23 protein-coding genes are annotated in these 24,937 nt (G+C 60.7%); 10 read left to right on the top strand and 13 right to left on the bottom strand.

The window, feature by feature from the left end:
• Positions 1-40: 40 nt before the first annotated feature.
• Both AC0Z4S_RS12785 and AC0Z4S_RS12780 read right to left on the bottom strand, forming a co-directional pair.
• Positions 41-1,570 carry an FAD-dependent oxidoreductase gene (locus tag AC0Z4S_RS12785; RefSeq protein WP_485623257.1) on the bottom strand — a complete coding sequence of 510 codons (1,530 nt, stop codon included), beginning with the start codon at positions 1,568-1,570 and terminating at the stop codon, positions 41-43.
• Between the two features lie 291 nt (positions 1,571-1,861).
• Entirely contained in the window at positions 1,862-4,066 is a 2,205-nt protein-coding gene (locus AC0Z4S_RS12780; protein ID WP_485623256.1) for a TonB-dependent receptor, read from the bottom strand.
• Positions 4,067-4,322: 256 nt separating this feature from the next.
• Between AC0Z4S_RS12780 and AC0Z4S_RS12775 the strand changes: the two genes are divergently transcribed.
• Positions 4,323-5,405 (top strand): DUF1615 domain-containing protein, encoded by a 1,083-nt coding sequence (locus tag AC0Z4S_RS12775; protein WP_485623255.1) that lies wholly within the window; start codon positions 4,323-4,325, stop codon positions 5,403-5,405.
• A 70-nt stretch (positions 5,406-5,475) separates the two neighbouring features.
• Here AC0Z4S_RS12775 and AC0Z4S_RS12770 read toward each other — a convergent pair whose 3' ends face one another.
• From AC0Z4S_RS12770 to AC0Z4S_RS12755, 4 genes are all read right to left on the bottom strand, one after another.
• Complete coding sequence (locus AC0Z4S_RS12770; RefSeq protein WP_253503584.1) at positions 5,476-5,916, bottom strand: phage infection protein; 441 nt, start codon at positions 5,914-5,916, stop codon at positions 5,476-5,478.
• 187 nt (positions 5,917-6,103) lie between these two features.
• A complete protein-coding gene (locus tag AC0Z4S_RS12765) occupies positions 6,104-6,796 on the bottom strand; it encodes an anti-sigma factor (protein WP_485623254.1) in 693 nt (230 codons plus the stop codon).
• Positions 6,793-7,320 carry a sigma-70 family RNA polymerase sigma factor gene (locus AC0Z4S_RS12760; RefSeq protein ID WP_485623253.1) on the bottom strand — a complete coding sequence of 176 codons (528 nt, stop codon included), beginning with the start codon at positions 7,318-7,320 and terminating at the stop codon, positions 6,793-6,795. The genes AC0Z4S_RS12765 and AC0Z4S_RS12760 overlap by 4 nt, the downstream gene beginning before the upstream one ends.
• A gap of 153 nt (positions 7,321-7,473) precedes the next feature.
• On the bottom strand, positions 7,474-7,995 hold the full coding sequence (locus AC0Z4S_RS12755; protein ID WP_485623252.1) for a DUF3455 domain-containing protein: 522 nt from the start codon (positions 7,993-7,995) through the stop codon (positions 7,474-7,476).
• 315 nt (positions 7,996-8,310) lie between these two features.
• On the opposite strand from AC0Z4S_RS12755, the gene AC0Z4S_RS12750 reads away from it, so the two are divergent.
• Positions 8,311-8,940, top strand: a complete 630-nt coding sequence (locus tag AC0Z4S_RS12750; RefSeq protein ID WP_485623250.1) for a glutathione S-transferase N-terminal domain-containing protein — start codon at positions 8,311-8,313, stop codon at positions 8,938-8,940.
• A 120-nt stretch (positions 8,941-9,060) separates the two neighbouring features.
• Here AC0Z4S_RS12750 and AC0Z4S_RS12745 read toward each other — a convergent pair whose 3' ends face one another.
• The gene (locus AC0Z4S_RS12745; RefSeq protein WP_016775372.1) at positions 9,061-9,501 is read right to left on the bottom strand and encodes a CBS domain-containing protein; all 441 of its coding nucleotides are present in this window, start codon (positions 9,499-9,501) and stop codon (positions 9,061-9,063) included.
• Between the two features lie 198 nt (positions 9,502-9,699).
• Between AC0Z4S_RS12745 and AC0Z4S_RS12740 the strand changes: the two genes are divergently transcribed.
• Positions 9,700-12,060, top strand: coding sequence for a DNA polymerase II (locus tag AC0Z4S_RS12740; RefSeq protein WP_485623249.1), 2,361 nt, complete (start codon positions 9,700-9,702; stop codon positions 12,058-12,060).
• Here AC0Z4S_RS12740 and AC0Z4S_RS12735 read toward each other — a convergent pair.
• From AC0Z4S_RS12735 to AC0Z4S_RS12725, 3 genes are all read right to left on the bottom strand, one after another.
• On the bottom strand, positions 12,025-12,495 hold the full coding sequence (locus AC0Z4S_RS12735) for a DUF1810 domain-containing protein (protein ID WP_485623248.1): 471 nt from the start codon (positions 12,493-12,495) through the stop codon (positions 12,025-12,027). The genes AC0Z4S_RS12740 and AC0Z4S_RS12735 overlap by 36 nt on opposite strands.
• A 24-nt stretch (positions 12,496-12,519) precedes the next feature.
• On the bottom strand, positions 12,520-13,341 hold the full coding sequence (locus AC0Z4S_RS12730; protein WP_485623247.1) for an aldo/keto reductase: 822 nt from the start codon (positions 13,339-13,341) through the stop codon (positions 12,520-12,522).
• 158 nt (positions 13,342-13,499) lie between these two features.
• Positions 13,500-14,648 (bottom strand): aldose epimerase family protein, encoded by a 1,149-nt coding sequence (locus AC0Z4S_RS12725; protein WP_485623246.1) that lies wholly within the window; start codon positions 14,646-14,648, stop codon positions 13,500-13,502.
• A 337-nt stretch (positions 14,649-14,985) separates the two neighbouring features.
• Here AC0Z4S_RS12725 and AC0Z4S_RS12720 point away from each other — a divergent pair, with 337 nt between their 5' ends.
• The 5 genes from AC0Z4S_RS12720 to AC0Z4S_RS12700 all read left to right on the top strand — a co-directional run bounded on the left by AC0Z4S_RS12720 (position 14,986) and on the right by AC0Z4S_RS12700 (position 18,671).
• Positions 14,986-15,735 (top strand): hypothetical protein, encoded by a 750-nt coding sequence (locus AC0Z4S_RS12720; protein ID WP_485623245.1) that lies wholly within the window; start codon positions 14,986-14,988, stop codon positions 15,733-15,735.
• A 220-nt stretch (positions 15,736-15,955) separates the two neighbouring features.
• Positions 15,956-16,741, top strand: coding sequence for a sulfite exporter TauE/SafE family protein (locus tag AC0Z4S_RS12715; RefSeq protein ID WP_485623244.1), 786 nt, complete (start codon positions 15,956-15,958; stop codon positions 16,739-16,741).
• Positions 16,742-16,926: 185 nt separating this feature from the next.
• Entirely contained in the window at positions 16,927-17,496 is a 570-nt protein-coding gene (locus AC0Z4S_RS12710) for a DUF4174 domain-containing protein (protein ID WP_485623242.1), read from the top strand.
• 598 nt (positions 17,497-18,094) lie between these two features.
• Positions 18,095-18,388: a DUF6124 family protein gene (locus AC0Z4S_RS12705; RefSeq protein WP_485623241.1), complete on the top strand. Its 294-nt coding sequence runs from the start codon at positions 18,095-18,097 to the stop codon at positions 18,386-18,388.
• A 16-nt stretch (positions 18,389-18,404) separates the two neighbouring features.
• Positions 18,405-18,671, top strand: coding sequence for a hypothetical protein (locus AC0Z4S_RS12700; RefSeq protein ID WP_485623240.1), 267 nt, complete (start codon positions 18,405-18,407; stop codon positions 18,669-18,671).
• Positions 18,672-18,782: 111 nt separating this feature from the next.
• On the opposite strand, the gene ampC is transcribed toward AC0Z4S_RS12700, so the two are convergent.
• Positions 18,783-19,949: a class C beta-lactamase gene (ampC, locus tag AC0Z4S_RS12695; protein ID WP_485623238.1), complete on the bottom strand. Its 1,167-nt coding sequence runs from the start codon at positions 19,947-19,949 to the stop codon at positions 18,783-18,785.
• Positions 19,950-20,109: 160 nt separating this feature from the next.
• On the opposite strand from ampC, the gene AC0Z4S_RS12690 reads away from it, so the two are divergent.
• Positions 20,110-20,982, top strand: a complete 873-nt coding sequence (locus tag AC0Z4S_RS12690) for a LysR family transcriptional regulator (protein WP_485623237.1) — start codon at positions 20,110-20,112, stop codon at positions 20,980-20,982.
• A 101-nt stretch (positions 20,983-21,083) separates the two neighbouring features.
• Here AC0Z4S_RS12690 and gudD read toward each other — a convergent pair whose 3' ends face one another.
• Positions 21,084-22,427: a glucarate dehydratase gene (gudD, locus tag AC0Z4S_RS12685; RefSeq protein ID WP_485623236.1), complete on the bottom strand. Its 1,344-nt coding sequence runs from the start codon at positions 22,425-22,427 to the stop codon at positions 21,084-21,086.
• Between the two features lie 25 nt (positions 22,428-22,452).
• The gene (locus AC0Z4S_RS12680; RefSeq protein ID WP_065615983.1) at positions 22,453-23,799 is read right to left on the bottom strand and encodes an MFS transporter; all 1,347 of its coding nucleotides are present in this window, start codon (positions 23,797-23,799) and stop codon (positions 22,453-22,455) included.
• A 354-nt stretch (positions 23,800-24,153) separates the two neighbouring features.
• On the opposite strand from AC0Z4S_RS12680, the gene AC0Z4S_RS12675 reads away from it, so the two are divergent.
• Entirely contained in the window at positions 24,154-24,867 is a 714-nt protein-coding gene (locus AC0Z4S_RS12675; protein WP_485623235.1) for a FadR/GntR family transcriptional regulator, read from the top strand.
• The last annotated feature ends 70 nt before the right edge of the window (positions 24,868-24,937 follow it).

Raw genomic sequence — 24,937 nt, 5'->3', positions numbered from 1 at the left:
TCGCGAGCAGGCTCGCTCCCACATTTTAATTTTTTGTGTGTCAGATGAAGTAGGGGCGGATGCCGTGATCGCGGAAGTAGCGTTCGATCACTTTTGGATCGGCACTGTTTTCGGCAATCGCCACATAGGTATCCGGCCGCAGCAGGTAAAAGCCGTTTCGGCCCAACCCGGCTGATTCAAACGCCGGGCGCCAGTCGAAGACGTGCAGCGGCAGGTGATGTTCGGTGCACCAGGCGATCATCTCGTCGCTGGTGTCGCCATACACATGAACCTGCCAGCACGGCTGACGTAGCGGCCCGAAATTATCTCCTTCGCCATCATGTGCCCATGGCAAGCGGTCGCCGCCGTGCACATGGCCAGCTTCGCCCTGACTCAGCGGCATGCCGCGATAGTTGAGGGTGACTTGCGACACCGTGCGAAAGAGGAACTCGCGGCTTGCTTCGAACGCGGCCATTTTCGGAAGCAGAAACGGCGCCACACGCATCCGTAGCAGGTCGGCCATGCGCCCCTCGGCGGTGACGAAACTGAAGACCTTGTCGGTCGTCGAGACCAGTCGGCGGGCGAAGGCGATGCGCTCGGTTTCGTAGGTGTCGAGCAGTTTCGGTTCGGCACCACCGCTGAGCACGGCGGCGAGTTTCCAGGCCAGATTGATCGCATCGCCGATGCCGGTGTTCATGCCTTGGCCGCCGGCGGGGCTGTGTACGTGGGCGGCATCGCCGAGCAGAAATGCCCGGCCGTCACGGAAGTGTTCGGCCACGCGGTGGTGCACGCGGTAGGTGGAGAACCAGTGCACGTCTTCGATATGCACTTTCAGGTGTTCGATGGCGCGGCTGCTGACGTCGGAAAATTGCAGGGTGTCGGCACGCTCGGCGCGTTCGTCACGTACGGTGCCGATCAGCCGCGCGCGGCCTTCGCCGGCCAGTGGGAACACCGCCAGGAAATCCGCTTCGTCCAGATCCAGATGCAGCTCGCCATTGAGCGCCGGGCCGCTGGCCGTGACATCGGCGACGTAGAAGATCTGCTGATAGGTGCCGCCGGGGAAGTCAGTGTCGAGGGTCTTGCGCACCACCGAACGGGCGCCGTCGCAACCGGCCAGATAACAGGCCTGACAGACTTCCTGCTGGCCATCGGGCAGGCGCAGATGCGCGGTGACGGTGTCGCCGGTGTCCTCGAAGCTGTCCAGCGCGGTATTGCGCTCGACGCTGACGCCGTAGTCTTCGAGGCGCTCGAGCAGCAGCCGTTCGTGCTCGTCCTGCGGGAAAATCTCGACAAACGCGTAGGGCGTCAGGCCTTCGCCGATGCGCTTGAGTGGCAACTGCGCGACCGGTTTGCCGTTGACCCAGAAGTTCGCCGCCGCGACCTGATGGCCACGACGCACGATGGTGTCGGCCAGGTCGAGTTGACGATACAGCTCGAGGGTTCTCGCTTGCACGGCCAAGGCGCGGGAAGTAGTCCCGGGCGCCGAGGTCTTGTCGATGATCCGCACGCGTACGCCCAGTTTGCTTAGCCACAGCGCCAGGACCAGACCGGTCGGGCCGGCGCCGATGATCAGCACGTCGCTGCGGTTCATGGGGCTGTCCTCCTTTGGCTGTGCAGCAAGTATGGATCAGCGGGAGAGGGTGGCCAGTGTGGTCGGCCGGACGGGACGGGGCGGCTGTTTTGTGCATACCTGGGAATGGGCTGCACGGCTGCAACCCCTCACCCCAGCCCTCTCCCGAGGGAGAGGGAGCCGATCGGGGGCTTTTCAAGACCTGAGTTCGACTGGATATTTCAGGTCGGCGTAGTTCGAGAGAACATCTCGGTCAGTCCCCTCTCCCTCTGGGAGAGGGTTAGGGTGAGGGGCTTTTGATCTTTTTAGTGCTTAGAAATCAATCGTCCCGGACAGCTTCGCCACTCGCGGTTCACCTTGGGTCAGATAACCGCCCTGAGCCGACTCCCAGTACTTCTTGTTCGCCACGTTCTCAACGCCGAACCGCAGCGTCACGTCTTTCTCCGAGACCTTGAACGCATAACGTGCACCCGCGTCGAAGCGGTTCCACGTCGGCAGGCTGAGGTTGTTCGCCGCGTCGGCGTATTGCCCGCCGGTGCGCAGCATCCGCGCATTCAGTGCGACGCCTTGCAGACCCGGCACGTCCCAATCCACGCCAGCGTTGAACTGGAAGGTCGGCACGCCGATGGCGTGGTTGCCATCGTTGGCACCGTTGAGGGTGTTTTTCAGTTCGGTGTCCATCAGGGTCAGGCCGCTGATCAGGCGCAGGCCGTCGATCGGCTCGCCGAACACGTTCATTTCCACGCCTTTGTTGATCTGCTCGCCTTCACGGACGTAGGTGCAAGTGGTCGGACTGTTGATTTCGCAGTAGCCGTCGCTTGGCTGTTCGATGCGGTAAACGCCGAGGCTCGCACCGTAGGTGCCCATGTCGACTTTCACGCCGAGTTCGGTCTGCTTGGAGCGTTTCGGTGCGTAGACTTCGTTGCCGTTGGTCACGCGGAAACCGCCGGAACTGGTCGGCGAGGTCGGTCCTTGCGCGAGGCCTTCGATGTGGTTGGCGTAGAACGACACATGCTCCCACGGCTTGAACACGATGCCGTACACCGGCGTGGTGATCGATTCGTCGTAGCTCGACTTCCTGTCGCCGCTGCCCCAGCTGGCGTAGTTGTAGCCTTGTACGACCAATTGCTGGCGGCGCAGGCCGGCGGTGACCAGCAGGCGATCGTCGAAGAAACCGAGGGTGTCGGAGATCGCGACGCTGCGGTTGAAGGTTTTGCCGATGATGCCCGGATCATTGAGATCGCCGCCAGAGAAGTTGCCGACCGGTGCCGGCGGCGTGATCGGGTGATAGATGTTGTTCGAGTAGCGCGTCAGGTCGAAGTCATAGGCACTGCGCTGCTCGGCCCAGATTCCGGTCAGGCCGAAATTCAGCTTGTGGCTGACCGGGCCGGTGTTGAATTTGCCGTTGAGGCCGGCCATGACGCTGGTGTTGTCCTCGTCATGGGGCACGAACGAGCCGGTAGTGAACGAGGCGCCGCTGTTGCCGACCAGCGTGGTCGAGTTGTACCGGCCGACTTCACGGGTGTGCTTGGCGCCACCGGCGGCGTAGGCGGTCCAGTTGTCGTTGAGGTCGTACTCGGCGCGGAGCATGCCGAAGGTGTCTTCGATATCGGTGTAGCCCCATTTCGGCGCGTAGTTGGTGTCTGCCGATGGCGCATCCGGCAGGTGCGTGGCGGTGCCGAGGTTGACCGAGCTGCGGCCACCGTTGACGCGTTCTTTCTGATAGGCAAAGTCGCCGGAAAGCCGCAGCGCATCGCCGCGATAATCCAGGCCGATAGCAAACAGTTTCGAGCGCTGGTTCTCGTGATCGATGCCGGTGTCGCCTTCGCGCTGCGACAGGTTGACCCGCGCGCCGAAGCGGTTGTCTTCACCGAAACGCTGGCCAATGTCGAAGTGATGACCGATGCGGCCTTCGCTGTTGATGTCGGTGGTGTAACGGCGCAGCGGCACGTCGCCCGCGCGTTTGGGTTGCAGGTTGACGCCGCCGCCGATGCCGGAACCGGTCGGGGTCACGCCGTTGATAAAGGCGTTGGGGCCTTTGAATACTTCCACGCGTTCCAGTGCATCGGTGGAAATGATCTGCCGTGGCAGCACGCCGTACAGGCCGTTATAGGAAATGTCGTCGCCATTGAGTGGCAGGCCGCGAATCATGAAGACCTGCGCCTGGTTGGAGAAGCCCGAGGCCTGGCGCACCGAGGAATCGTTGAGCAGCACATCGGCAACGTTTTCCGCCTGCTGATCCTGGATCAGTTGCTCGGTGTAGGACGCCGCGCTGAACGGCACGTCCATCATGTCCTGATTGCCTAGCACGCCCAGCTGGCCGCCGCGCGCGACCTGACCGCCAGCATAGACCGGGGGCAGGGCGTTGGGTGCAGGGGCCTGGGCGTTGATGTTGACGTCGTCGAGCACGAGCTCTTTGCTGTTGTCTTCAGCGGCGTGGGCGGTAACGGTCAGGGAACATAGCAGGGCAAGCAAAGTCGGGCGGAACGGAGCGCCGAGTCGAGCTGAAGCGGGCATGTCGGATACCTGGAGGCGAGCGGCCAATGAATAAAATAAGGGCGGCGCGGAACTCCTTGCGCTAATACGACTCCAGGCGCAAATGATAGGTTTTCGCAGTAACGTTATGCAATCAGTTTGTCATTCGTCGTAGGAGCTGCCGCAGGCTGCGATCTTTTGATTTTTCTTTTAGAACAAGATCAAAAGATCGCAGCCTTCGGCAGCTCCTACACGGGTTGTGTATGGTGGCCTGGCTAATTTGATTGGATGGAGCAACATGCGATTACTCATTACTCTCGGCGCCTTGCTGCTGCTCGCCGGTTGCGCCAGCCAGCGCAGCCACGAACCGGCACCGCGCCCGCCGGCCGAAGTGAAGGCGGAAATCGTCCGCCTGCTGCCGGCGAAAACCGCCGATCGCCAAGGCTGGGCCACGGATATCTACGCCGCGTTCGCCGCGCAGGGCATCAATACCACCACGCAAAATCTCTGTTCGGTGCTGGCCGTGGCCGAGCAGGAGTCCACATTCCAGGCCGACCCGACGGTGCCCGGTCTGGGCAAGATCGCCCGCGATGAAATCGATCGCCGCGCCGCCAAGGTGCACATCCCCGGCCTGCTGGTCAGCGGTGCTTTGCAGGTGCGCTCGCCGAATGGCAAGACCTACAGCGAGCGTCTGAATGCGGCGCGCAGTGAAAAGGAACTGAGCGCGATTTTCGACGACTTCATCGACATGGTGCCGATGGGCCGTACGCTGTTCGGCGGCTTCAACCCGGTGCACACTGGCGGGCCGATGCAGGTCAGCATCGAATTCGCCGAAGAGCACGCCAAGGACTACCCCTACCCGGTGGACGGCACGATTCGCCGTGAAGTGTTCAGCCGACGCGGTGGCATGTATTTCGGCATCGCCCATTTGCTCGGTTACCCGGTGAACTACCGTGAGCCGCTGTATCGCTTCGCCGATTTCAATGCTGGCTGGTACGCCAGCCGCAATGCGGCGTTTCAGAACGCGGTCAGCCGCGCGTCCGGCATTCCGCTGACCCTGGACGGCGACCTGATTCGCTACGACTCGATCATGCCCGGCAGCACCGAACTGGCGGTGCGCACCCTCGGCAAGTCGCTGGGCATGCGCAACCCGACGATTCGCGATCAACTGGAGAAGGGCAAAACCCTGGAATTCGAAGAGACCAAACTCTATCAGCGCGTGTTCGAACTGGCGGAGCGGGCCGAAGGCAAGGCGCTACCGCGTGCGCTATTGCCGGGAATCGTGCTGCAGAGTCCGAAGATCACCCGCAAACTCACCACAGCCTGGTTTGCCAAGCGCGTGGACGAGCGCTACAAGCGCTGCATGGCCAAGGCCGGATAAAACATGCAGACATAAAAAACCCGGCTGCGGGAGCCGGGTTTCTCTGCGGTGTTGCGCTTGCAGTCATGCATCAGGCAACGCGACGTTCGATCAGGCGATCCGAACCACCTTCGGCAACGCGGCGTTCGATCAGACGATCAGCACCACCTTCAGCAACACGGCGTTCGATCAGACGATCAGCACCACCTTCGGCAACACGGCGTTCGATCAGGCGATCAGCACCACCTTCAGCAACACGGCGTTCGATCAGGCGATCAGCACCACCTTCAGCAACACGGCGTTCGATCAGGCGATCAGCACCACCTTCGGCAACACGGCGTTCGATCAGACGATCAGCACCACCTTCAGCAACACGGCGTTCGATCAGGCGATCTGAACCGCCTTCAGCCAGACGGCTTTCAATCAGTTTGTCCGAACCGCCTTCGGCGATCATGGTGTGCGCCGGGGTGGCGGCGAAAGCGTTTACTGCAAAAACCGAGAAGGCGATGCTGAGAAGAGTCTGGCGTTTCATGATGGTGTGCTCCGGGGTGTTGTTGGTTGGTATGGAGCTGATGTTACGCCCGGATTTTTTTATGAGAACTTCATTGCCGTGATGGTGAACATCGACGGCGATGATGATTACTGTAGGAGCTGCCGAAGGCTGCGATCTTTTGATCTTAAAAAAAGGTCGCAGCCTTCGGCAACTCCTACAGAGCACATTACAAGACTTTGACCGCACGCCCGATCGCCTGAATCGGCCCGGTCGGCTTGCCGATCGGCGAGCCGTTGGCGCCCTCCAGCGTCAGCTCGAACAACTGGTTCGGTTGCAGCGGCGGCAATTTGTCCAGCGGCACCGACAAAGCCTGCCCCGGTTTGACCAGCCCCAGGGAAACCGGCCCCGACCAGCCGTCAGCCTTGGTCCAGAATTCCAGCGCCTTGTCCGCCGGCACCTCGACCACACCCAGCGGAATCAACTGGATCTCACGCGCATTGCTCGCCTGAATCACCCAGCCCGGCGCCTTGTCCAGCGGCGCCACCAGCACCACCAGATAACTCGGTTTCGGCGTGGTCTGGGTCAGCAGGATCGTGCCGAGAATCAAGGTCGCCGCCAGCCCGGCGGCGCTCAGACCGCGCCACAGCGGCAGCAGGTTCCACCAGGAGGTCAGCGGTTTTCTCACCGTCAGCCGCTCGAGACTGCGCTCGATGCGAGGCCACAGCTGCGCCGACGGTTGCTGAGGTTCGGTCAGATCGGTCAGCTCCAGCAGACGCCGCTCCCATGCGTCGACTGCCGCGCGCAACTCAGGATCGTTCGGCAGGCGCCGTTGCACCTCGATGCGCTGTTCGAATGACAAGGTGCCGAGCACGTATTCGCCGGCCAGTTCATCCCGTTCCTGCGCTGATTCGCCGGTCATCCCATGCACTCCCGCAAAGCATTGAGGCTGCGCTTGATCCACGCTTTGACCGTGCCCAGCGGCGTGTCGAGGCGCGCGGATATCTGCGCGTGGCTATAACCGTCGACGTAGGCGTGGAGAATGCAGCTGCGCCGCTGCGGCTCCAGTTGCTCGAGGCAGCGATGGATGCGTGCCGAGTGAATATCGGCCAGTTCATCAGGCGCCGCTGCCTCATGTTCTTCGTTGAAGGGCGTTTCCCGACTTTGCTTGCGCAACTGATTCAAGGCCAGATGCCGGGTCACGCTGAACATCCAGCCCCGCGCCGAACCGCGCGCCGGGTCGAATCCGGCGGCGCCGTTCCAGATCTTGATGAACGCCTCATGCACAATGTCCTCTGCCAGCGCCGTATCGCGCACCAGCCGCTTGGCCACACCGAGCAAGCGCGGGCCTTCCTGCACATACAAATCGCGCAGAGCCGCGCGCTCGCCCCGGGCACAGGCTTGGAGGCGGTCTTGGTAATCGAACACGGATTCGGCTAAAGGCATGGCGTGCAATCTAGCTCACATTCCCCAGAATCACACAGATCCCCTTGTAGGAGCTGCGGCACGCTGCGATCTTTTGATCTTGCTTTTTAGAAGACAAATCAAAAGATCGCAGCGTGCCGCAGCTCCTACAGGGAATTTCCGACATGTCCGAAATCAGTTCGCTGCCCAGAAAATATAATCCGCCTGGTACTTCACCACTTCCTGCTTGCCCTTGTTCGCCATCGTGCATTCGCTGCCCGGCGCCACGCCGCCCTTGAGCGCGACACGCTGAATGTAGCTGACCCCGGTCATCGCGCCTTTGCCCTCGGCCGGATTGGCCTTGACCAGTTGATAGGGCAGGTTGCCCGGGCTCGACGGTGCCACGGCCAGTTGTGTGCCGGTGACTTTCGAACCGTCCTTGGCCTGCCAGGTAGCAGGCGGGCCGAAATAGGTGCCGACCTGTTTGCCGCTGCGATCGTTGAGCACCGCTTTCGGGCCAACAAAGGTCCACTCGGTCTGCCCGGTCATATTGGGCTTGTCGCGGCATTCGTATGTGATCTCGCCGATCCCGGTGGTTTCCAGGGCAATCCTGTGCCCGTCCGGCACCTTGATCGCGTCGGGATAGCTGCTCTGGGCGAAGGTGGTCGCGGTGAAAGCGAGCAAACCGGTGAAGCCAATCAGCTGGGTGATGTTCATCCGATGATTCTCCGAAAAGGGTAGAGCACTGACAGCACAAAAGTGAGCTGTTACAGGGACTACCCGTGGCGGAGGGGATTGGATGCAGGGGTCATGAAAAATAATTCAATGACCCACCCCAATCCCTTGTAGGAGTGAGCCTGCTCGCGATGGCGTTGTGTCAGTCAAAATCTATGTCACTGGGGGACCGCTATCGCGAGCAGGCTCACTCCTACAAGGTTTTGCATCTGGCTTGAACGATTCATTGACAGAATTTTCTACAGCAGGCCAGCCAGCCATCTACCCTGTGCAAAGGCCTTATCGGGGGAAACGGACATGTACCAGCTCTACGGGCACAAGAATTCCGGCGCGGCTGCCATCGAGGCGGCGCTGGAGTTGTGCCAGATCGCTTATCGTTTCATTGATACCGAAGCCAGCGCCGAGGCTGCCGAGGCGCTGGGAAAACTCAATCCGCTGAAGCAGATCCCGACCTTGCAACTGCCGGACGGCAGCGCCCTGACCGAAAGTGCGGCGATCCTGATTCACCTGGGCCTGACGTTTCCCAAGTCCGGCCTGCTGCCGAGCAAGGTTGCCGATCGTGATCAGGCGATTCGCGGCCTCGCCTATATCGTCGGCAATTGCTACGCGGCGGTCGGCATCATCGATTACCCCGAGCGCTGGTTGATCACGCCCGACGAGAGCGCACGGCAGAACCTGATCGCCGGCACGCGCCAGCGCCTGCACTTCAGTTGGGAGGTGTTTGCCGACCAGTTTTCCGGCGAGCTGTATCTGGATGACGAAACCCCCGGCGCGCTGGATGTGCTGGCGGCAGTGGTGAGCCGCTGGGCCGGCAGCCGCGAACACCTGCGCCAGACCCGCCCGGGCTTTTATGCGTGGCTGCAAAGGATTGACCGGCACCCGGTGCTGGCACCGGTGTTCGAGCGGCATTGGCCCTCTCAAGGCTGACAAATAACCCCTTGTGGGAGCGAGCCTGCTCGCGAAAACGGTCTGTCAGCCAAAGATGTTTCGACTGACCCAGCGCATTCGCGAGCAGGCTCGCTCCCACAAGGGGGCACGGCGGTGGGCTCATTCGCCGCGAATGTACTGCTCCAGCTGTTTGATCAGTTCGGCCTGTTCGGCAATCGCTTCTTTGACCAGGTCGCCGATCGACAGCAGACCAATCAGCTGGCCGTCCTCGACCACCGGCAGGTGGCGCAGGCGTTTGTCCGACATGATGCCCAGGCAGGTGTCGACGGTTTGCCGGGTATCCACGGTGATCACGTCCTTGACCATGATGTCGCGCACCGGCGTGCCCACCGAGGAGCGGCCGTGCAGTACCAGTTTACGTGCATAGTCGCGCTCGCTGATGATGCCGACCACTTTGTCGTCTTCGACCACCAGCAAGGCGCCGACGTTTTTCTCGGCCATCTTCATCAGCGCTTCGAGCACCATGTGATCGGGTTTGATCTGGTGCACTTCCTGATTTTTCTGATCTTTGAGCTTGAGCAGTTGGGCGACGGTCTTCATGGCGGTTACTCAGGTGTTGTCGTTGTTCATCAAGCATCGTAGACGCAGCCGCGCAGAGCAAGGCGGCAAAGCGGCAGTTAGCGTGCAAAAAACGCCATTCGCCGGGTTTTTCCGCAGATCCGCGGTGTTTTTTGCCGAGGCCAGGCGTGGTAATGCCGCGTAGAATGCCGGTCAGTCTGATTTTTCGAGGTCGCAGTGGTGGATTTACAGCAGGGCTTCGTCCTGACCCGGCATTGGCGCGATACGCCGGCCGGCACCGAAGTCGAGTTCTGGCTGGCGACCGACGCCGGGCCACGCCGTGTGCGCCTGGCGCATCAGCCGTCGGTAGCGTTCATTCCCGCCGCACAGCGTGAATCGGCGGAGCGTGTGTTGCACGACGAAAACAATGTCGAACTGCGCCCGCTCGCACTGCAGGATTTTCAGCATCGTCCGGTACTCGGTCTGTATTGCCAGCAACACGGCCAGTTGATGCGCCTGGAAACCGCGCTGAACCGCGCCGGCGTCGATGTTTTCGAAGCCGACGTGCGCCCGCCGGAACGCTATCTGATGGAGCGCTTCATCACCGCGCCCGTGCTGTTCGGCGGCACGCCGGATGCTGAGGGCGTTCTGCTCAACGCCCAGTTGAAACCCGACCCCGGCTACCGGCCGAAACTGCGTCTGGTCTCGCTCGACATCGAAACCACGGAAAACGGTGAGCTGTATTCGATTGCCCTGGAAGGCTGCGGCGAGCGGCAGGTGTACATGCTCGGCGCGCCGAACGGCGACGCCAGCATTGTCGATTTCGATCTGGAGTACTGCGATTCGCGCACGCTGATCCTGAAGAAGCTCAACGACTGGTTTGCTCGCCACGACCCCGACGCAATCATCGGCTGGAACGTTGTGCAGTTCGATCTGCGCATCCTTCACGAACACGCCCGGCGTCTCGGCGTGCCGCTGAAAATCGGTCGTGGCGGCGAAGAAATGCAGTGGCGCGAGCACGGCAGCCGCAATCACTACTTCGCCTCGGCAGCGGGGCGGCTGATCATCGATGGCATCGAGTCATTGCGGTCGGCGACCTGGAGCTTTCCGTCGTTCAGCCTGGAAAACGTCGCGCAGACCCTGCTCGGCGAAGGCAAGGCGATCAACAATCCGTACCAGCGCATGGACGAGATCAACCGCATGTTCGCCGAAGACAAACCGGCGCTGGCCAAATACAACCTCAAGGACTGTGAACTGGTCACGCGGATCTTCGCCAAGACCGAACTGCTGACGTTTTTGCTCGAACGCGCCAGCGTCACCGGTTTGCCGGCCGACCGCAGCGGCGGTTCGGTCGCCGCGTTCACCCATTTGTACATGCCGTTGATGCATCGTCAGGGCTTTGTTGCGCCGAACCTCGGCACCAACCCGCCGCAGGCCAGCCCCGGCGGGTTTGTCATGGATTCGCGGCCGGGATTGTATGAATCAGTTCTGGTCCTCGATTACAAAAGCCTGTACCCGTCGATCATTCGCACGTTTCTGATCGACCCGGTAGGCCTGATCGAAGGCTTGCAACATCCCGACGACGCCGACTCGGTGCCGGGTTTCCGTGGCGCCCGTTTTTCGCGTACCCGCCATTGTCTGCCGTCGATCGTGGCGCGGGTGGCCGAAGGGCGTGAGACCGCCAAGCGCGAGCACAACGCACCGCTGTCCCAGGCGTTGAAGATCATCATGAACGCCTTCTACGGCGTGCTTGGCTCCAGCGGCTGCCGTTTTTTCGATACCCGGCTGGCCTCGTCGATCACCTTGCGCGGCCACGAAATCATGCTGCGTACCCGCCAGTTGATCGAGGAACAGGGCCACGCGGTGATTTACGGCGACACCGACTCCACCTTCGTCTGGCTGCGCCGGCTGCATGGCCAGGAAGAAGCCGCGCAGATCGGCCATGCGCTGGTCAGGCACGTCAACGATTGGTGGCGCGCCCATGTGCGCGACGAATACGGGCTGGAAAGCGCGCTGGAATTGCAGTTCGAGATTCACTACAAGCGCTTTCTGATGCCGACGATTCGCGGCGCGGAGGAGGGCAGCAAGAAGCGCTATGCCGGTCTGGTCACCCGTGGCGATGGCAGCGAGGAAATGGTCTACAAGGGCCTGGAGACCGTGCGCACCGACTGGTCACTGCTGGCCCGGCAATTTCAGCAGGAACTGTATGAGCGGATTTTCCAGCGTAGGCCTTATCAGGATTACGTGCGCGACTACGTGCGCAAGACCCTCGCCGGGGAGTTCGATGACCGGCTGGTGTATCGCAAGCGTCTGCGCCGCACCCTCGACGATTACGAACGCAACGTGCCGCCGCATGTCCGTGCGGCGCGGCTGGCCGACGACTACAACGCCGAGCAGGGTCGGCCCCGGCAATATCAGAGCGGCGGCTGGATCAGCTACGTCATCACCCTGGCCGGCCCGGAGCCGTTGGAGGTGCGCCGCGCCGCCATCGATTACGACCACTACATCACCCGCCAGCTGCAACCGGTGGCGGATGCGATTCTGCCGTTTGTCGACGACGACTTCTCAACCCTGATCGGTGGGCAACTGGGTCTGTTTTGAGTCGAGCAGTTGCAGCGTCCATTCATCGAGAATGCCATGGAAGTAACGGTCCAGCGCCTGATGGAACAGGCTGTCTTCGGCGCTGAACTGGGCGAACAGGGTCATCGAAGAATGAAATTTCAGGTCATCGGGATGGCCGAAAATCTCTGCAATCGAACGCTGCGGCACGCTGAGTACCAACTGCGTGCAGGTGCGTAGCCGTGCGCCGAGCAGTTCGTGGGCCAGATAGGCCTGCGCTTCCTCGGCCGAACCAATGGCAAAGCGCCGGGCCATTTCGCTGCCGCCCAACCCGGCGAATTGCGGAAAGACAAACCACATCCAGTGGCTGCGCTTGCGGCCCTCTTCGAGTTCACGCTGGACCCGTTCGAACACCGGGTCCTGTGCCTGGACAAAACGTTGCAGGTCGAACGGGTCGTGCAGATCTGTGCTTCTCATCGCGAAGCCCTCGCAGTCGGCGGCTCAGACCATGGCCAGCCGCTGCTTGCGTTGTGGCGCCGGGAACACCTTGTCCAGCGCCGCCAGATCCCCGGCGTCCAATTGCAGCTGCGCCGCCTCGGCATTGAGTTGCACATGTTCAGGGCGCACAGCCTTGGGAATCGCAATCACGCCATCCTGGCGCAGGATCCACGCCAGCGAAACCTGCGCCGGGGTGGCGTTGTGACGACTGGCAATGTCTTGCAGAACCGGCTCGGCGAGCATCGCGCCGCCCTGGCCGATCGGACAGTAAGCCATCAACGGCAGGCGCTGGTGCTGGCACCACGGCAACAGATCGAATTCGATGCCGCGCTCCTCGAGGTTGTACAGCACCTGATTGGCCGCGCAGGCCGAGCTGGACAGTTCTTCAAGATCATCGACATCGAAATTGGACACGCCCCAACGGCCGATCTTGCCGTCCTCGCGCAGGCGTTCGAAGGCTTCGACGGTTTCCTCCAGCGGGTACTGACCGCGCCAGTGCAGCAGATACAGATCGATGTAATCGGTGCCGAGCCGACGCAGGCTGCGCTCGCAGGCTTGCGGGATGCCCTGGCGGCTGGCGTTGTGCGGATAGACCTTGCTGACCAGGAAAACCTTGTCGCGTTGACCGGCAATGGCTTCGCCGACGACCGTTTCTGCACCGCCCTCGGCGTACATCTCGGCGCTGTCGATGAGGGTCATGCCCAGCTCGATGCCCGTGCGCAGCGCCGCCACTTCACGGGTGTGCGCAGAACGATCCTCGCCCATGCGCCAGGTGCCCTGGCCAATCACAGGGACCTGCACGCCGGCCAACTCAAGGGTACGCATTCAAACCTCCTGGCTTAAAGAGTCGATATCTTTAGTGGGCAGCAGAATAGCGTCGGGGTTCCACAAGCAAAAAAGATCGCAGCGTTCCGCAGCTCCTACAGGGGGATGTGTTTTCTGTAGGAGCTGCGGAACGCTGCGATCTTTTGATCTTCCAGCTTTTACTTGGCGGAGAATTTCAGGATCACGCTGTGGGCATAAGTCTGCCCCGGATCAAGCCGCGTGCTCGGGAAGTCCGGCTGGTTCGGTGAATCCGGGTAGTGCTGGGTTTCCAGCGTAAACGCGCCCCAGTGCGGATAGACCTTGCCGCCCTTGCCCTTGACCGTGCCGTCGAGGAAGTTGCTGGTGTAGAACTGCACGCCCGGCTCGGTAGTGAACAGTTGCAGGACACGTCCGGATTGTGGGTCGCTGACTTCAGTGGCGACTTTGCTGATATCGGCCTTGGTGTCGAGCGCCCAGTTGAAATCGAAGCCACCCTGTTTCGGCTCGGCGAATTTCAGTTGCGGATGATCAGCCTTGATATGCGTGCCGATCGGCGTCGGTTTGCTGAAGTCCATCGGCGTACCGGCGACTGGCGCCAGTTCCCCGGTCGGGATCAGTTTGGCGGTGACCGGCGTGTAATGGCTGGAGTTGATCATGGCGACTTGCTTGAGAATGTCGCCATTGCCAGCGCCGGCCAGGTTGAAGTAGCTGTGGTTGGTCAGGTTGAGCACGGTCGGCTTGTCGGTGCTGGCCTTGTAGTCAATGCGCAGCTCGTTGTTGTCGGTCAGGCGATAGGTGACTTCGGTAGTCAGATTGCCCGGAAAGCCCATTTCGCCGTCGGCCGACAGATACGTCAGGGTTACGCCAGCCGAATCCTTGTCCTTGGTTTCCTTGGCCTTCCAGACTTTCTTGTCGAAACCCTGCGGGCCGCCGTGCAGCGCGTTGGACTTGTCGTTCTGCGGCACTTGATAGCGTTTGCCATCGAGTTCGAACGCGCCGTCGGCCAGGCGATTGCCGAAACGGCCGATGGTCGCGCCGAAGTACGCGGTGCCTTTCTGATAGCCCTGCACATCATCGAAGCCCAGTACGACGTCGTCGAACTTGCCGTGCTTGTCGGCAACTTTCAGCGCTTGCAGGGTCGCGCCGTAGGTGATGACGGTGGCCTGCATGCCGTGGCTGTTGCGCAGGATGTATTGCTCGACGGGCGTGCCGTCATTGGTTTTGCCGAAGGCTTTGTGTTCGACGGTCAGGCCCGCCGCGTTGGCGGAAAGGGTAGCGATCATCAGGGACAGTCCGAGGCCGGAGAGCAGGTGACGGGATTGAAGCATGGTTGACCTTCCTTTTTGTTGTTGTTTTCGTATTGACCGTAGGAGCTGCCGAAGGCTGCGATCTTTTGATCTTGATTTGATTTTTAGAAGCAAGATCAAAAGATCGCAGCCTTCGGCAGCTCCTATGTGTCACTAGTCATGCTATTTGAGTCGAGAGAGAAGATTTATAGCGGATTTGCCGGTGTTGGCAAATATAAAGTCCGACTAATTGATGGGTCGCCTGTCACCGAAGGTCGGCTAAACGCCCAGGCACTGCACTTTTTCGCAATCGGCGGCTCTATGCATGGCCAGGATGCGGTGACTCCCGCCGCACAGGAATGTGCCTGTCCGAGACTTCATGCCGACTGTTTTTGCCCTGATCACCGCCGCTTACCGCCGCCCGTGCCTGCTGCTGGCCTGCCTGTGCTTGCCGTTGCTCAGCGGCTGCAGCCATCAGAACGGCAACGGTTTCTTCAATCAGATGCGTGAAGGGCAGCCGCAGGAATTTCTGCAGACCAGCGTCGATCGTATGGCCACTCTGGCGATGCGCGACAACCTCGACAGCCTCTATCGGCTGATGGGCAAGCTCTACCTGCGCAACCCGGAAGAGCTGCGCAAATCCGGCTTCCTCAACATCAACACCGCCGTGAAACAGGTGCGCCTCGCCGTTGAGCAACAGCAGCCGTTGCCCGTCCTGGGTGGGCGCAAGGATCTGGCGGCGCTGAGCTATGCGATGAGCCCGGAATTCCTCGGCGACCGCGTCGGCGCGTTCATTTATGCGATCGGCAGCATGCTGGTTACCGCCCACGGCAATCGCACCGAGTTCTACATGACCGACGCGATCAATCCGACGTTCGTGCACAACGCCGCGCGTAACATCGAAAAAGCCATGTGGATCCTCTCGCAACGGCAGAACAAGGAAGGCCAGCCATTGCTGTTTTCCAACGAAATCTCGGAGGAGGGCAGCAACCTCAGCTTCGCCACCGAATTCAGCAAAATCGTCGCGCGCCTCGATCTGCTCACGCAGATGCTTGATGAGCGCTATCGCAGGATTGGTTTGAATTACGCGCAGAGCCTGTTGTTCTTGAATTTCCTGCCGGTGCAGTGAGTCTTGCACACCACTGTGGGAGCGAGCCTGCTCGCGAAAGCGCCGGATCATTCAAATCATCGGTTGCTGACCCACCGCCTTCGCGAGCAGGCTCGCTCCCACAGAGGTACTTCGCTGAATGCCGATATGGCATAACGATAGACCGCATCGATATATGTGGCTATATGAAAAATCGCTATGCTGCGGGCCAGATTTTTCCTGTCGTTTTCTGGACGTTTGAATGGAATTGGCAAATTTCGGCCTGGTGATTGCCGGGCTGGTGGTGGGGTTTATCGTCGGCATGACCGGTGTCGGCGGCGGTTCGTTGATGACGCCGATTCTGCTGTGGTTCGGTATCAACCCGGCAACCGCCGTGGGCACCGACTTGTTGTATGCCGCGATCACCAAATCCAGCGGCGTCCTCGTTCACAGGAAAAACAACAACATCGATTGGGCCATCACCGGCTGGCTGACCCTCGGCAGTGTGCCGGCCGTGGCCATGACCCTGTGGTTCCTCAGCACCCTGCACACCGCGCCGGACGCGATGAACGCCATCATCAAACAGGCGCTCGGCTTCGTCCTCTTCGCCACGGCGCTGGCAATCTTTTTCAAGAAACGCTTGCTCGAATTCGCCCACAAACGCGCCGGCGGCAACTACAACCCGAGCGGTTCGCGGCTCAACGTGATGACGGTAATCACCGGTCTGTTTCTCGGCACCATGGTCGCCCTGACCTCGATCGGCGCCGGCGCACTGGGCACCGTCGCGCTCTTCATCCTCTACCCGTTGCTGCCGACCCGCCGCCTGGTCGGCACCGAAATCGCCCACGCCGTACCGCTGACCCTCGTCGCCGGCCTCGGCCACGCGAGCATGGGCAATATGGATTGGGGGGTGCTGGGTTTCTTACTGGTGGGCTCACTGCCAGGCATTTGGCTCGGCAGCCACCTGACCGGACGCATCTCCGACGAAGTCCTGCGCCCGTGCCTGGCGACGATGCTGGTGTTGATCGGTTACAAGTTGGCGTTCTGATTCAGCCTGGAGAAACACTTCCAATGCAGCGGCCGCAGGGCTGTGCCGATGATCGCTCGCGCCATGTTGCGCAAAGCGCGCCCTGACCTAAGCTTCTGACAGGGCAATGCCTTTTTGCCAGACGCCGCCGGAACAATCGCCACGATGCGCAATCAGTAGTGCGTGGATATCAAAAGGAGATGCGCATGCTCATCAGGTCCCTGACCCTGACCCTCTTGCTGGCGATCGCCGGCCCCTTGTTCGCCGCCGACAGCGATTCACCCCTGGCCGGGGACATGGGCCGTGCCCGCCCGCTGATCGTGATTGCGCAAAGCCCCGTCGACCCGGTGTGGCTGAGCCTGAAAAAGTCGCTGGAAGACCCGGCCAACAAAAAGGGCGTCACTGACCGCAACATCAAGGTCTACACCATCCTCAGCATGTCCGGCCAGCTCGACGGCAAGGACATGGGCCAGCAGGACACCATGGCGCTGCTGCGTTCGCTGAAGCTGGGCGCCGGGGCATATCCGAAAGTGTTCCTGGTGGGCAAGGACGGCGAAACCAAGCTCTCCGCCTCGGGTGACGAAGCCAAGGCGTTGAGCCTGGCGAAAATCTTCGAAACCATCGACGCCATGCCCATGGCCGAAAAAGAAGCCGCCGCTGCCGCCGCCGCACAAACGCCTGCCGCCACCGAGCCGGAACCGGCCAAAGGCGCGAAGGGGAGCAAGCCGAGCAAACCAGCAAAACCGAGCAAGCCGCCGCAGATGCCGGATGATTGATTGCGCGTTGACTGAATGAAGCAAAATCCCTGTGGGAGCTGGCAAACCAGCTCCCACATTTTTTTGTGAAATGCCCAGTTCAAATGTGGGAGCGAGCCTGCTCGCGATAGCGGTTTTTCAGGCGCTGAAAGGTGACTGATCGAGCGCATTCGCGAGCAGGCTCGCTCCCACAAGTCATCTGCTAATCAAAGTCGTTGCAGCATGTGCCAGCCGAAATGTCCGACACAAACACCCTTCAAACCCGGTGGATTTTTCCTGCAAGACGCGGCGGCAGTCGTGAACTGGTGCGTTGTGGCGCAGGGGGATAACCTCTTTTGGCCGCTGAAACAAACAGTGGTCGGATGTGGAAGTCCGGTGATTCCCGAGCGCGCATTGCGCCTGTAAACACATGTTGGTGGTTTTTATGCCAACATTGTTTGCTTATGGCAGCTATGCGCAGGAGCACTCTCGAGTGCACCGGGTTCCTCGGGTTTCCCCGGACTTCCACACCTGCGCAAAGCTGCCACCCTCTCGTGGAAGTGAGTTCGGCAGTTTTTTCTTTAAATGTCCCGAGGGTTTATTTATGAAAAAACACACTCCAAATCCCCCCGAATCCCCTATGGATTCAGGCTCCTTCGATTCCAGTAACCCGCGCCTGCGCCATCCCGGCAACCCCGATCCCATCAGCCACGTCTTCACCATTCTCCCCGACATCGATTCGGCGACACTCTTGAGCCACGCCTGCGAAACCCTGGCTTCACTGAATGTGCTGACCACTGAGCTGGCGTGCGAATTGAGCGGTGCGCAGCGCAGCCTGACGTTGTCGATCCAGCAATTGGCGGTAGTCGGCGAGCTGCTGGTCAACCGCGCGCTGGACAATCTCGATCCGCCAGCAAAGGCGACACAACATTGAACAGGGAGGTTCTGCCATGGCGCGCTACATACCGATTACCGGGATCGACTGCAAGATCCCTTGTCTGCTGATCGACAGCGAAGCTCCACTGGATGTTCTGCACGGCACCGCGGCCTATCGCTTGCGCTGTGTAACGCAATTGCTCGAAACCCTGGCGCTGGGTGACGGCAAGGGTCACGACGCCTTGTTGCTGCAGGATCTGGCCCGGGTCTCGGCGACGGTGCTGCGTGACAGTTGCGACCTGATGGATGTCATCGGCTGGAAATTGCAGGCGCAGCCTTAAGCACTGAAACGAAAAGATCGCAGCCTGCGGCAGCGCCAACATTGACCGAGTGAAACCCGATCCCGTAGGAGCTGCCGAAGGCTCGGGCCGCGATCGGACGATTTTTCGCTTTTAATCCGCCAGCGCCGCGAAAACCGTATGCGCAATCTTCACCCGTTCGATGTTCGGGTAGTTCTTGTTGGCAAGAATCACGATGCCCATGTCCCGCGACGGCACGAATGCCACATAGGCGCCAAAGCCACGTGTGGCACCGGTTTTGTTGAACAGCACATTGGCCGGTTCAGCTTGCGGCGGGGTCAGCCATTCGACTTTGTGCGGTTCCATGGCCATGGGCGTCGAATTGCCGTTCTGCAGTTTTTCCAGGCTGATCGGGTAGGCGTAGCGCTCCCAGCCCAGGCCTTGGGTCATGTCGCCGACGCGGTAATAACCGATGTGAGTGTTGGCGATGGCTTGGTGCAGATCAGGGGCAAGGCTGGCCGGTTTCAGCTGCGCCTGGACGTAGCGCAGCAGGTCGGCGGCGCTGGTTTTGATGCCGTAGGCTTCGGCATCGAGTGCACCGGGGCTGACGCGCACCGGTTGGTCGGCGCTGTCGTAGCCTTGGGCATACAGCTTCGATTGCGCCGGCGGCACGCTTAGGAACGTGTGATGCAGGCCGAGTTTCGGCAGCAGGGTTTGCGTCATGGCCTGGTCGAACGGCTGGCCTAGACTCTTCGCCGTCAGGTAACCGAACAGGCCCAGGCTCGGGTTGGAATACAGGCGATGGCTGCCAGCGGGAAACTGCGGTTTCCATTGTTGGTAATAGCCGAGCATCTTGTCGGAAGAATCCGCCTCAGCGGGGAATTGCAGCGGCAGCCCGCCAGCGCTGTAGGTGCCCAGTTGCAGCACGCTGATGTTGTCGAAGGCGCTGCCCTTGAGCTCGGGCCAAAGCTGGCTGGCCTTGCTCGACAGGTCGAGTTTGCCGGTGGCCTGGGCGTAACCGGCGAGGGTGGCGGTGAAGGTTTTGCTCACTGAGCCGACCTCGAACAGGGTGTTTTCACTGACCTTTTGCCCGGTGTCCCTGGCGGCTATACCGTAGTTAAAGTAATGCGTTTGGCCGCTTGCAGTGAGGGCCACCGCCAGGCCGGGAATGTTGTTTTGCTGCATCACCGGGGTGACGGCTTGCGTGACCAGTGCCTGCAATTGCGCATCCGTCGGCGTGGCGGCATGGCAGGCAATGCTGCTGAAGAATAGTGCGAAAGCGCTGTAGGAAAAGACCTTGCTTGGCTTGAAAGAACACATGATTGAATCACTCTCCATGAGTGTCGATTGTTGTATCCCGCTACACTGCGGGTGATTTTTTCATCGGGCGGCTGATCAGCGCGGCTAATTTAGGCACTTCGCCGACCCTCGACAAACGATGAAAACTCGCACGAGCCATTAGAAAAATTCGGGATAGGGCATGATTCGACCGCAACTGCCACTTAACGCTCTACGCGCGTTTGAAGTCTCGGCACGGCATCTGAGCTTCACCCGCGCCGCCGTCGAACTGTGTGTTACGCAAGCGGCGGTCAGCCATCAGGTCAAAAGCCTGGAAGCGCAACTCAACCTGACCTTGTTCAAACGCTTGCCCCGTGGGCTGATGCTGACCAGTGAAGGCGAGACCTTGCTGCCGGTGCTCACTACCTCATTCGATCATATTGCGCAGATGCTCAAGCGCTTGGCCGGTGGCCAGTATCGGGACGTGTTAACGGTCGGTGCGGTGGGCACGTTTGCCGTGGGCTGGCTGCTGCCGAGGCTGGCGGACTTTCGGGCGAAATATCCGCTGATAGATTTACGCTTGTCGACCAATAACAACCGGGTCGATGTGGCGGCGGAGGGACTGGATTACGCGATTCGTTTCGGCGCCGGCGCGTGGCATGGCATCGAGGCGACACGCTTGCTCGATGCGCCGTTGTCGGTGCTGTGCGTGCCGGAGATTGCCCGTCAATTGCACTCGCCGGCGGACCTGTTGCAGCAGACCTTGCTGCGTTCCTATCGCACCGATGAATGGCCGGAGTGGTTTCACGCGGCGGGTCTGGCAACGCAGGCCGCACCACCGCAAAGCATCGTGTTCGATTCGTCGCTGGCAATGATGGAGGCGGCATTACAGGGCAGCGGGGTGGCCTTGGCACCCCCGCTGATGTTCGCCCGGCAACTGGCGGCAGATGCGATTTGCCAGCCGTTTGCAACCGAGATCACCACCGGCAGTTACTGGCTGACGCGGTTGCAGTCGCGAGCTGAGACGGTGGCGATGAAGGCGTTCAAGGAGTGGTTGCTGCACATCTCAAGCTGAACACCGATTGTAGGAGCTGCCGAAGGCTGCGATCTTTTGATCTTCAAAACAGAATCAAAAGATCGCAGCCTTCGGCAGCTCCTACAGATATCAGCGAGGCATCAGCGCACCAGACACGGCCGTTTGTTATCGAACTTCCACCCCGGAATCAGAAACTGCATCGCGACGCTGTCATCCCGCGCGCCGAGGCCCATGCCTTTGTATAGCTCATGGGCCTTGGCCACTTGATCCATGTCCAGTTCCACGCCCAGTCCCGGTTTCTGCGGCACTTGCACGCAGCCGTCGACAATTTGCAGCGGTGCCTTGGTCAGGCGCTGGCCGTCCTGCCAGATCCAGTGGGTGTCGATGGCGGTGATGTCGCCCGGTGCGGCAGCGGCGACGTGGGTGAACATGGCCAGGGAAATGTCGAAGTGGTTGTTGGAATGCGAGCCCCAGGTCAGCCCCCACTCCTGACACATCTGCGCGACGCGCACCGAACCCTGCATGGTCCAGAAATGCGGGTCGGCCAACGGAATGTCCACTGACTGCAATTGGATCGCATGGCCCATTTCGCGCCAGTCGGTGGCGATCATGTTGGTTGCGGTTTTCAGCCCGGTGGCGCGGCGGAATTCGGCCATGACTTCGCGACCGGAATAACCGTTTTCCGCGCCGCACGGGTCTTCGGCGTAGGCGAGTACGTGATGCTGATCGCGGCACAGACGAATCGCCTCTTTCAATGACCATGCACCGTTCGGGTCGAGGGTAATACGCGCGTCGGGGAAGCGCTCGGCCAGTGCCGTCACCGCTTCGATCTCGGCATCGCCACTGAGCACGCCGCCCTTGAGTTTGAAATCCTTGAAACCGTACCTGGCGTGCGCCGCCTCGGCCAGACGCACCACCGCTTCGGCGGTCATGGCTTTCTCGTGACGCACGCGGAACCAGTCGTTGTCGGCGTCCGGTTCGCTGCGATACGCCAAGTCGGTCTCGTGCTGGTCGCCGACATAGAACAGGTACCCGAGCATCTTCACTTCATCGCGTTGCTGACCTTCACCGAGCAGCGCCGCAACCGGCACGTCGAGGTGCTGGCCGAGCAGGTCGAGGAGGGCGGCTTCCAGGCCGGTGACCGCGTGAATGGTGATGCGCAGGTCGAACGTTTGCAGGCCACGGCCACCGGCATCGCGGTCGGCGAAGGTCTGGCGCACCTGATTGAGAATCTTCTGGTAGGTGCCGATCGGGCTGCCGACCACCAGATTGCGTGCGTCTTCCAGGGTCTGGCGAATGCGCTCGCCACCGGGCACTTCACCGACGCCGGTGTGGCCGGCGTTGTCCTTGAGGATGACGATGTTGCGGGTGAAAAACGGCCCGTGGGCGCCGCTCAGGTTGAGCAGCATGCCGTCGTGGCCGGCCACCGGAATGACCTGCATGTCGGTGATGATCGGAGCTTTGGCGGTGTCATGAACAGTCATTGTTGTTTTCCTTGTCGAGACGTAGTCAGGCGTGTTTCGGCGCGGCGTCGGCCACAGCCTTTTCAGCAGCGGGTTTCGGCGTGGTGCGCGCGGCGAAGACAATGATTGCGGCGATGATCGAGGTCGCGGCCAGACCATAGAGGCCGCCCTGGATCGAGCCGGTGTGTTGCTCAAGCAGGCCAAAAGTGGTCGGCGCGACGAAGCCGCCGAGGTTGCCCACCGAGTTGATCAGCGCGATCACTGCCGCCGCGATGCGTGCATCCAGATAAGCCTGGGGAATCGGCCAGAACAGCGACGAGGCGGATTTGAAACCCAGCGCCGCAAAGCAGATCGCGACGAAGGCAAAGATCGGCCCGCCAGTGGTGGACATGAACATCCCCGCTGCGGCGATCAGCAGTGCAGTGGCGACCCATGCTTGCTGGTGTTTCCACTTCGCCGACAGCGAGGCGAAGGCGTACATGCCGACGATCGACAGCAACCATGGAATCGAGTTGAACAGGCCGACCTGCACGTCGCTGAGCTCGCCCATCTTCTTGATGATGCTCGGCAGCCAGAAAGTCGCCGCATAAATGGTCAGCTGAATGAAGAAGTAGATCAGGCAGAACAGAATGATCTGCCGGTCCTTGAGCAGTTTGCCCAGCGACGGCCGGATCGGCGTTGCGGCTTCACGGGCCTTTTGCTCGTCGTCGATGGCGCTGACCAGCGCATCCTGTTCGGCGCGGCTCAGCCATTTCGCGTCGTGGGGTTTGGCATCCAGCCAGAACCACACAAACACGCACAGGCACACCGAGAACATCCCCTCGATGAAATACATCCATTGCCAGCCGTGCATGCCCAGCCCATTGATCTGCAGGAGCAGACCGGACAGCGGACCGGAGATCAGCGAGGCCACGGCCGAGCCGCTGAGGAAGATCGCGATCGCCTTGCCGCGCTCGACACCTGGCAGCCAGCGGGTGAAGTAATAGATCACCCCGGGAAAGAATCCGGCCTCGGCGACACCGAGCAGGAAACGCAGGATATAGAAGTGGGTTTCGTTTTGAATGAACGCCATGCAGGCCGCGACTATGCCCCAGGTGAACATGATGCGGGTCAGCCAGATCCGTGCGCCGACTTTCTGCAAGAGCATATTGGACGGCACTTCGAACAGCGCGTAGCCGATGAAAAACAGCCCTGCGCCGAAGCCATAAGCGGCAGCACCAATGCCCAGATCGGTTTCCATGTGGGTGCGGACGAAACCGATGTTCACCCGGTCAATGTAATTGACGATGAACATGATCACGAAGAGCGGCAGGACGTGGCGTTTGACTTTCGAGATGGCCGAGGCGAGCGTTGGATCGACGCTTTCCTGCATCCCCGAGACGGAGGTTTTCACTTGTTTTTCTCCCACTGATTATTTTTACGCGGGTAGGACTGGGTGCTGCGTTGTTGATAGACATCATACAACTGGGTTTTTTTGTCCTACAAGTGGGGAGCGGCGATTAAATTCTTCTGATCGGTCGAATTCTTATGCGAAAACTGGATTTTGTCCCGTATTTGCTGGTCGGTTTGCACGTCGTCCAGAGCTCCTCTTTCACTGGTTATGCGTGATGCGCGTAGACGGTCTGCCAAAGAGATCTGAAGTATTTGAGTGTTGTCATACAAGTTGGTGGGTCGCCAGCCACTAAAATCAATCTCAACCGTCATCCCGCAGTGCTAGGATCGGCAAGCCCGATCACCGGAATCGACCATGCAAGAAGACCTCGACGCGCCTGCGCGTAAACGCACGCACAACCTCGCTCATGACCTGGTGGAAAAACTCACCCAGAGCATCCTGCTCGGGCACATGTCCCCCGGTGACAAACTGCCGTCGGAGAACTCCATCGTCCAGGAGCACGGCGTCAGCCGCACGGTGGTGCGCGAGGCGATTTCCAAACTGCAGGCCTCGGGGCTGGTCGAGACGCGCCACGGCATCGGCACCTTCGTGATCGAACGCGCAGCGGAGCAGGGCCTGCGCCTGAATGTCGACACGGCGCTTGGCGTGCGCAGCATTCTCGAATTGCGCATGGGTCTGGAAACGCAAGCCGCGGCGCTGGCGGCGCAGCGACGCAGTGAGCAGCAGTTGATGCAGATGCGTCAGGCACTGGATGACTATCAGCGGCTGCTGGCCAACAACGACAGTTGCGTGGAGGCCGATCGGCGTTTTCATCTGTTGATCGCCGAAGCTACCGGCAACGCCTGCTTCAGCGAAATCATGCAGCACCTGGGCAGCGCGATGATCCCGCGCAATCGGCTGAATGCTGCCGAGCGCGGCGCGGCGGATCTGAGCAAACTCGGGCACCTGGCGAATCTGGAACACGAGGCGATTCTGAATGCGATCAAACGCCAGGACCCCGATGCCGCCCGCGCCGCCATGTGGCTGCACCTGACCAACAGTCGTGATCGCTTTATCGCCCAGGGTTGATGCCACTGGTCCGATGTTTCGCACGCCGTCGGCGGCCGCGCTTCCAAACATTACGCCCCGGATAATCCGG

Source organism: Pseudomonas sp. 1L-B-1-E-C1 (assembly GCF_057291835.1).
The sequence above is the reverse complement of the archived record's forward strand: the minus strand, read 5'-3'. Positions and strand labels throughout refer to the sequence as shown.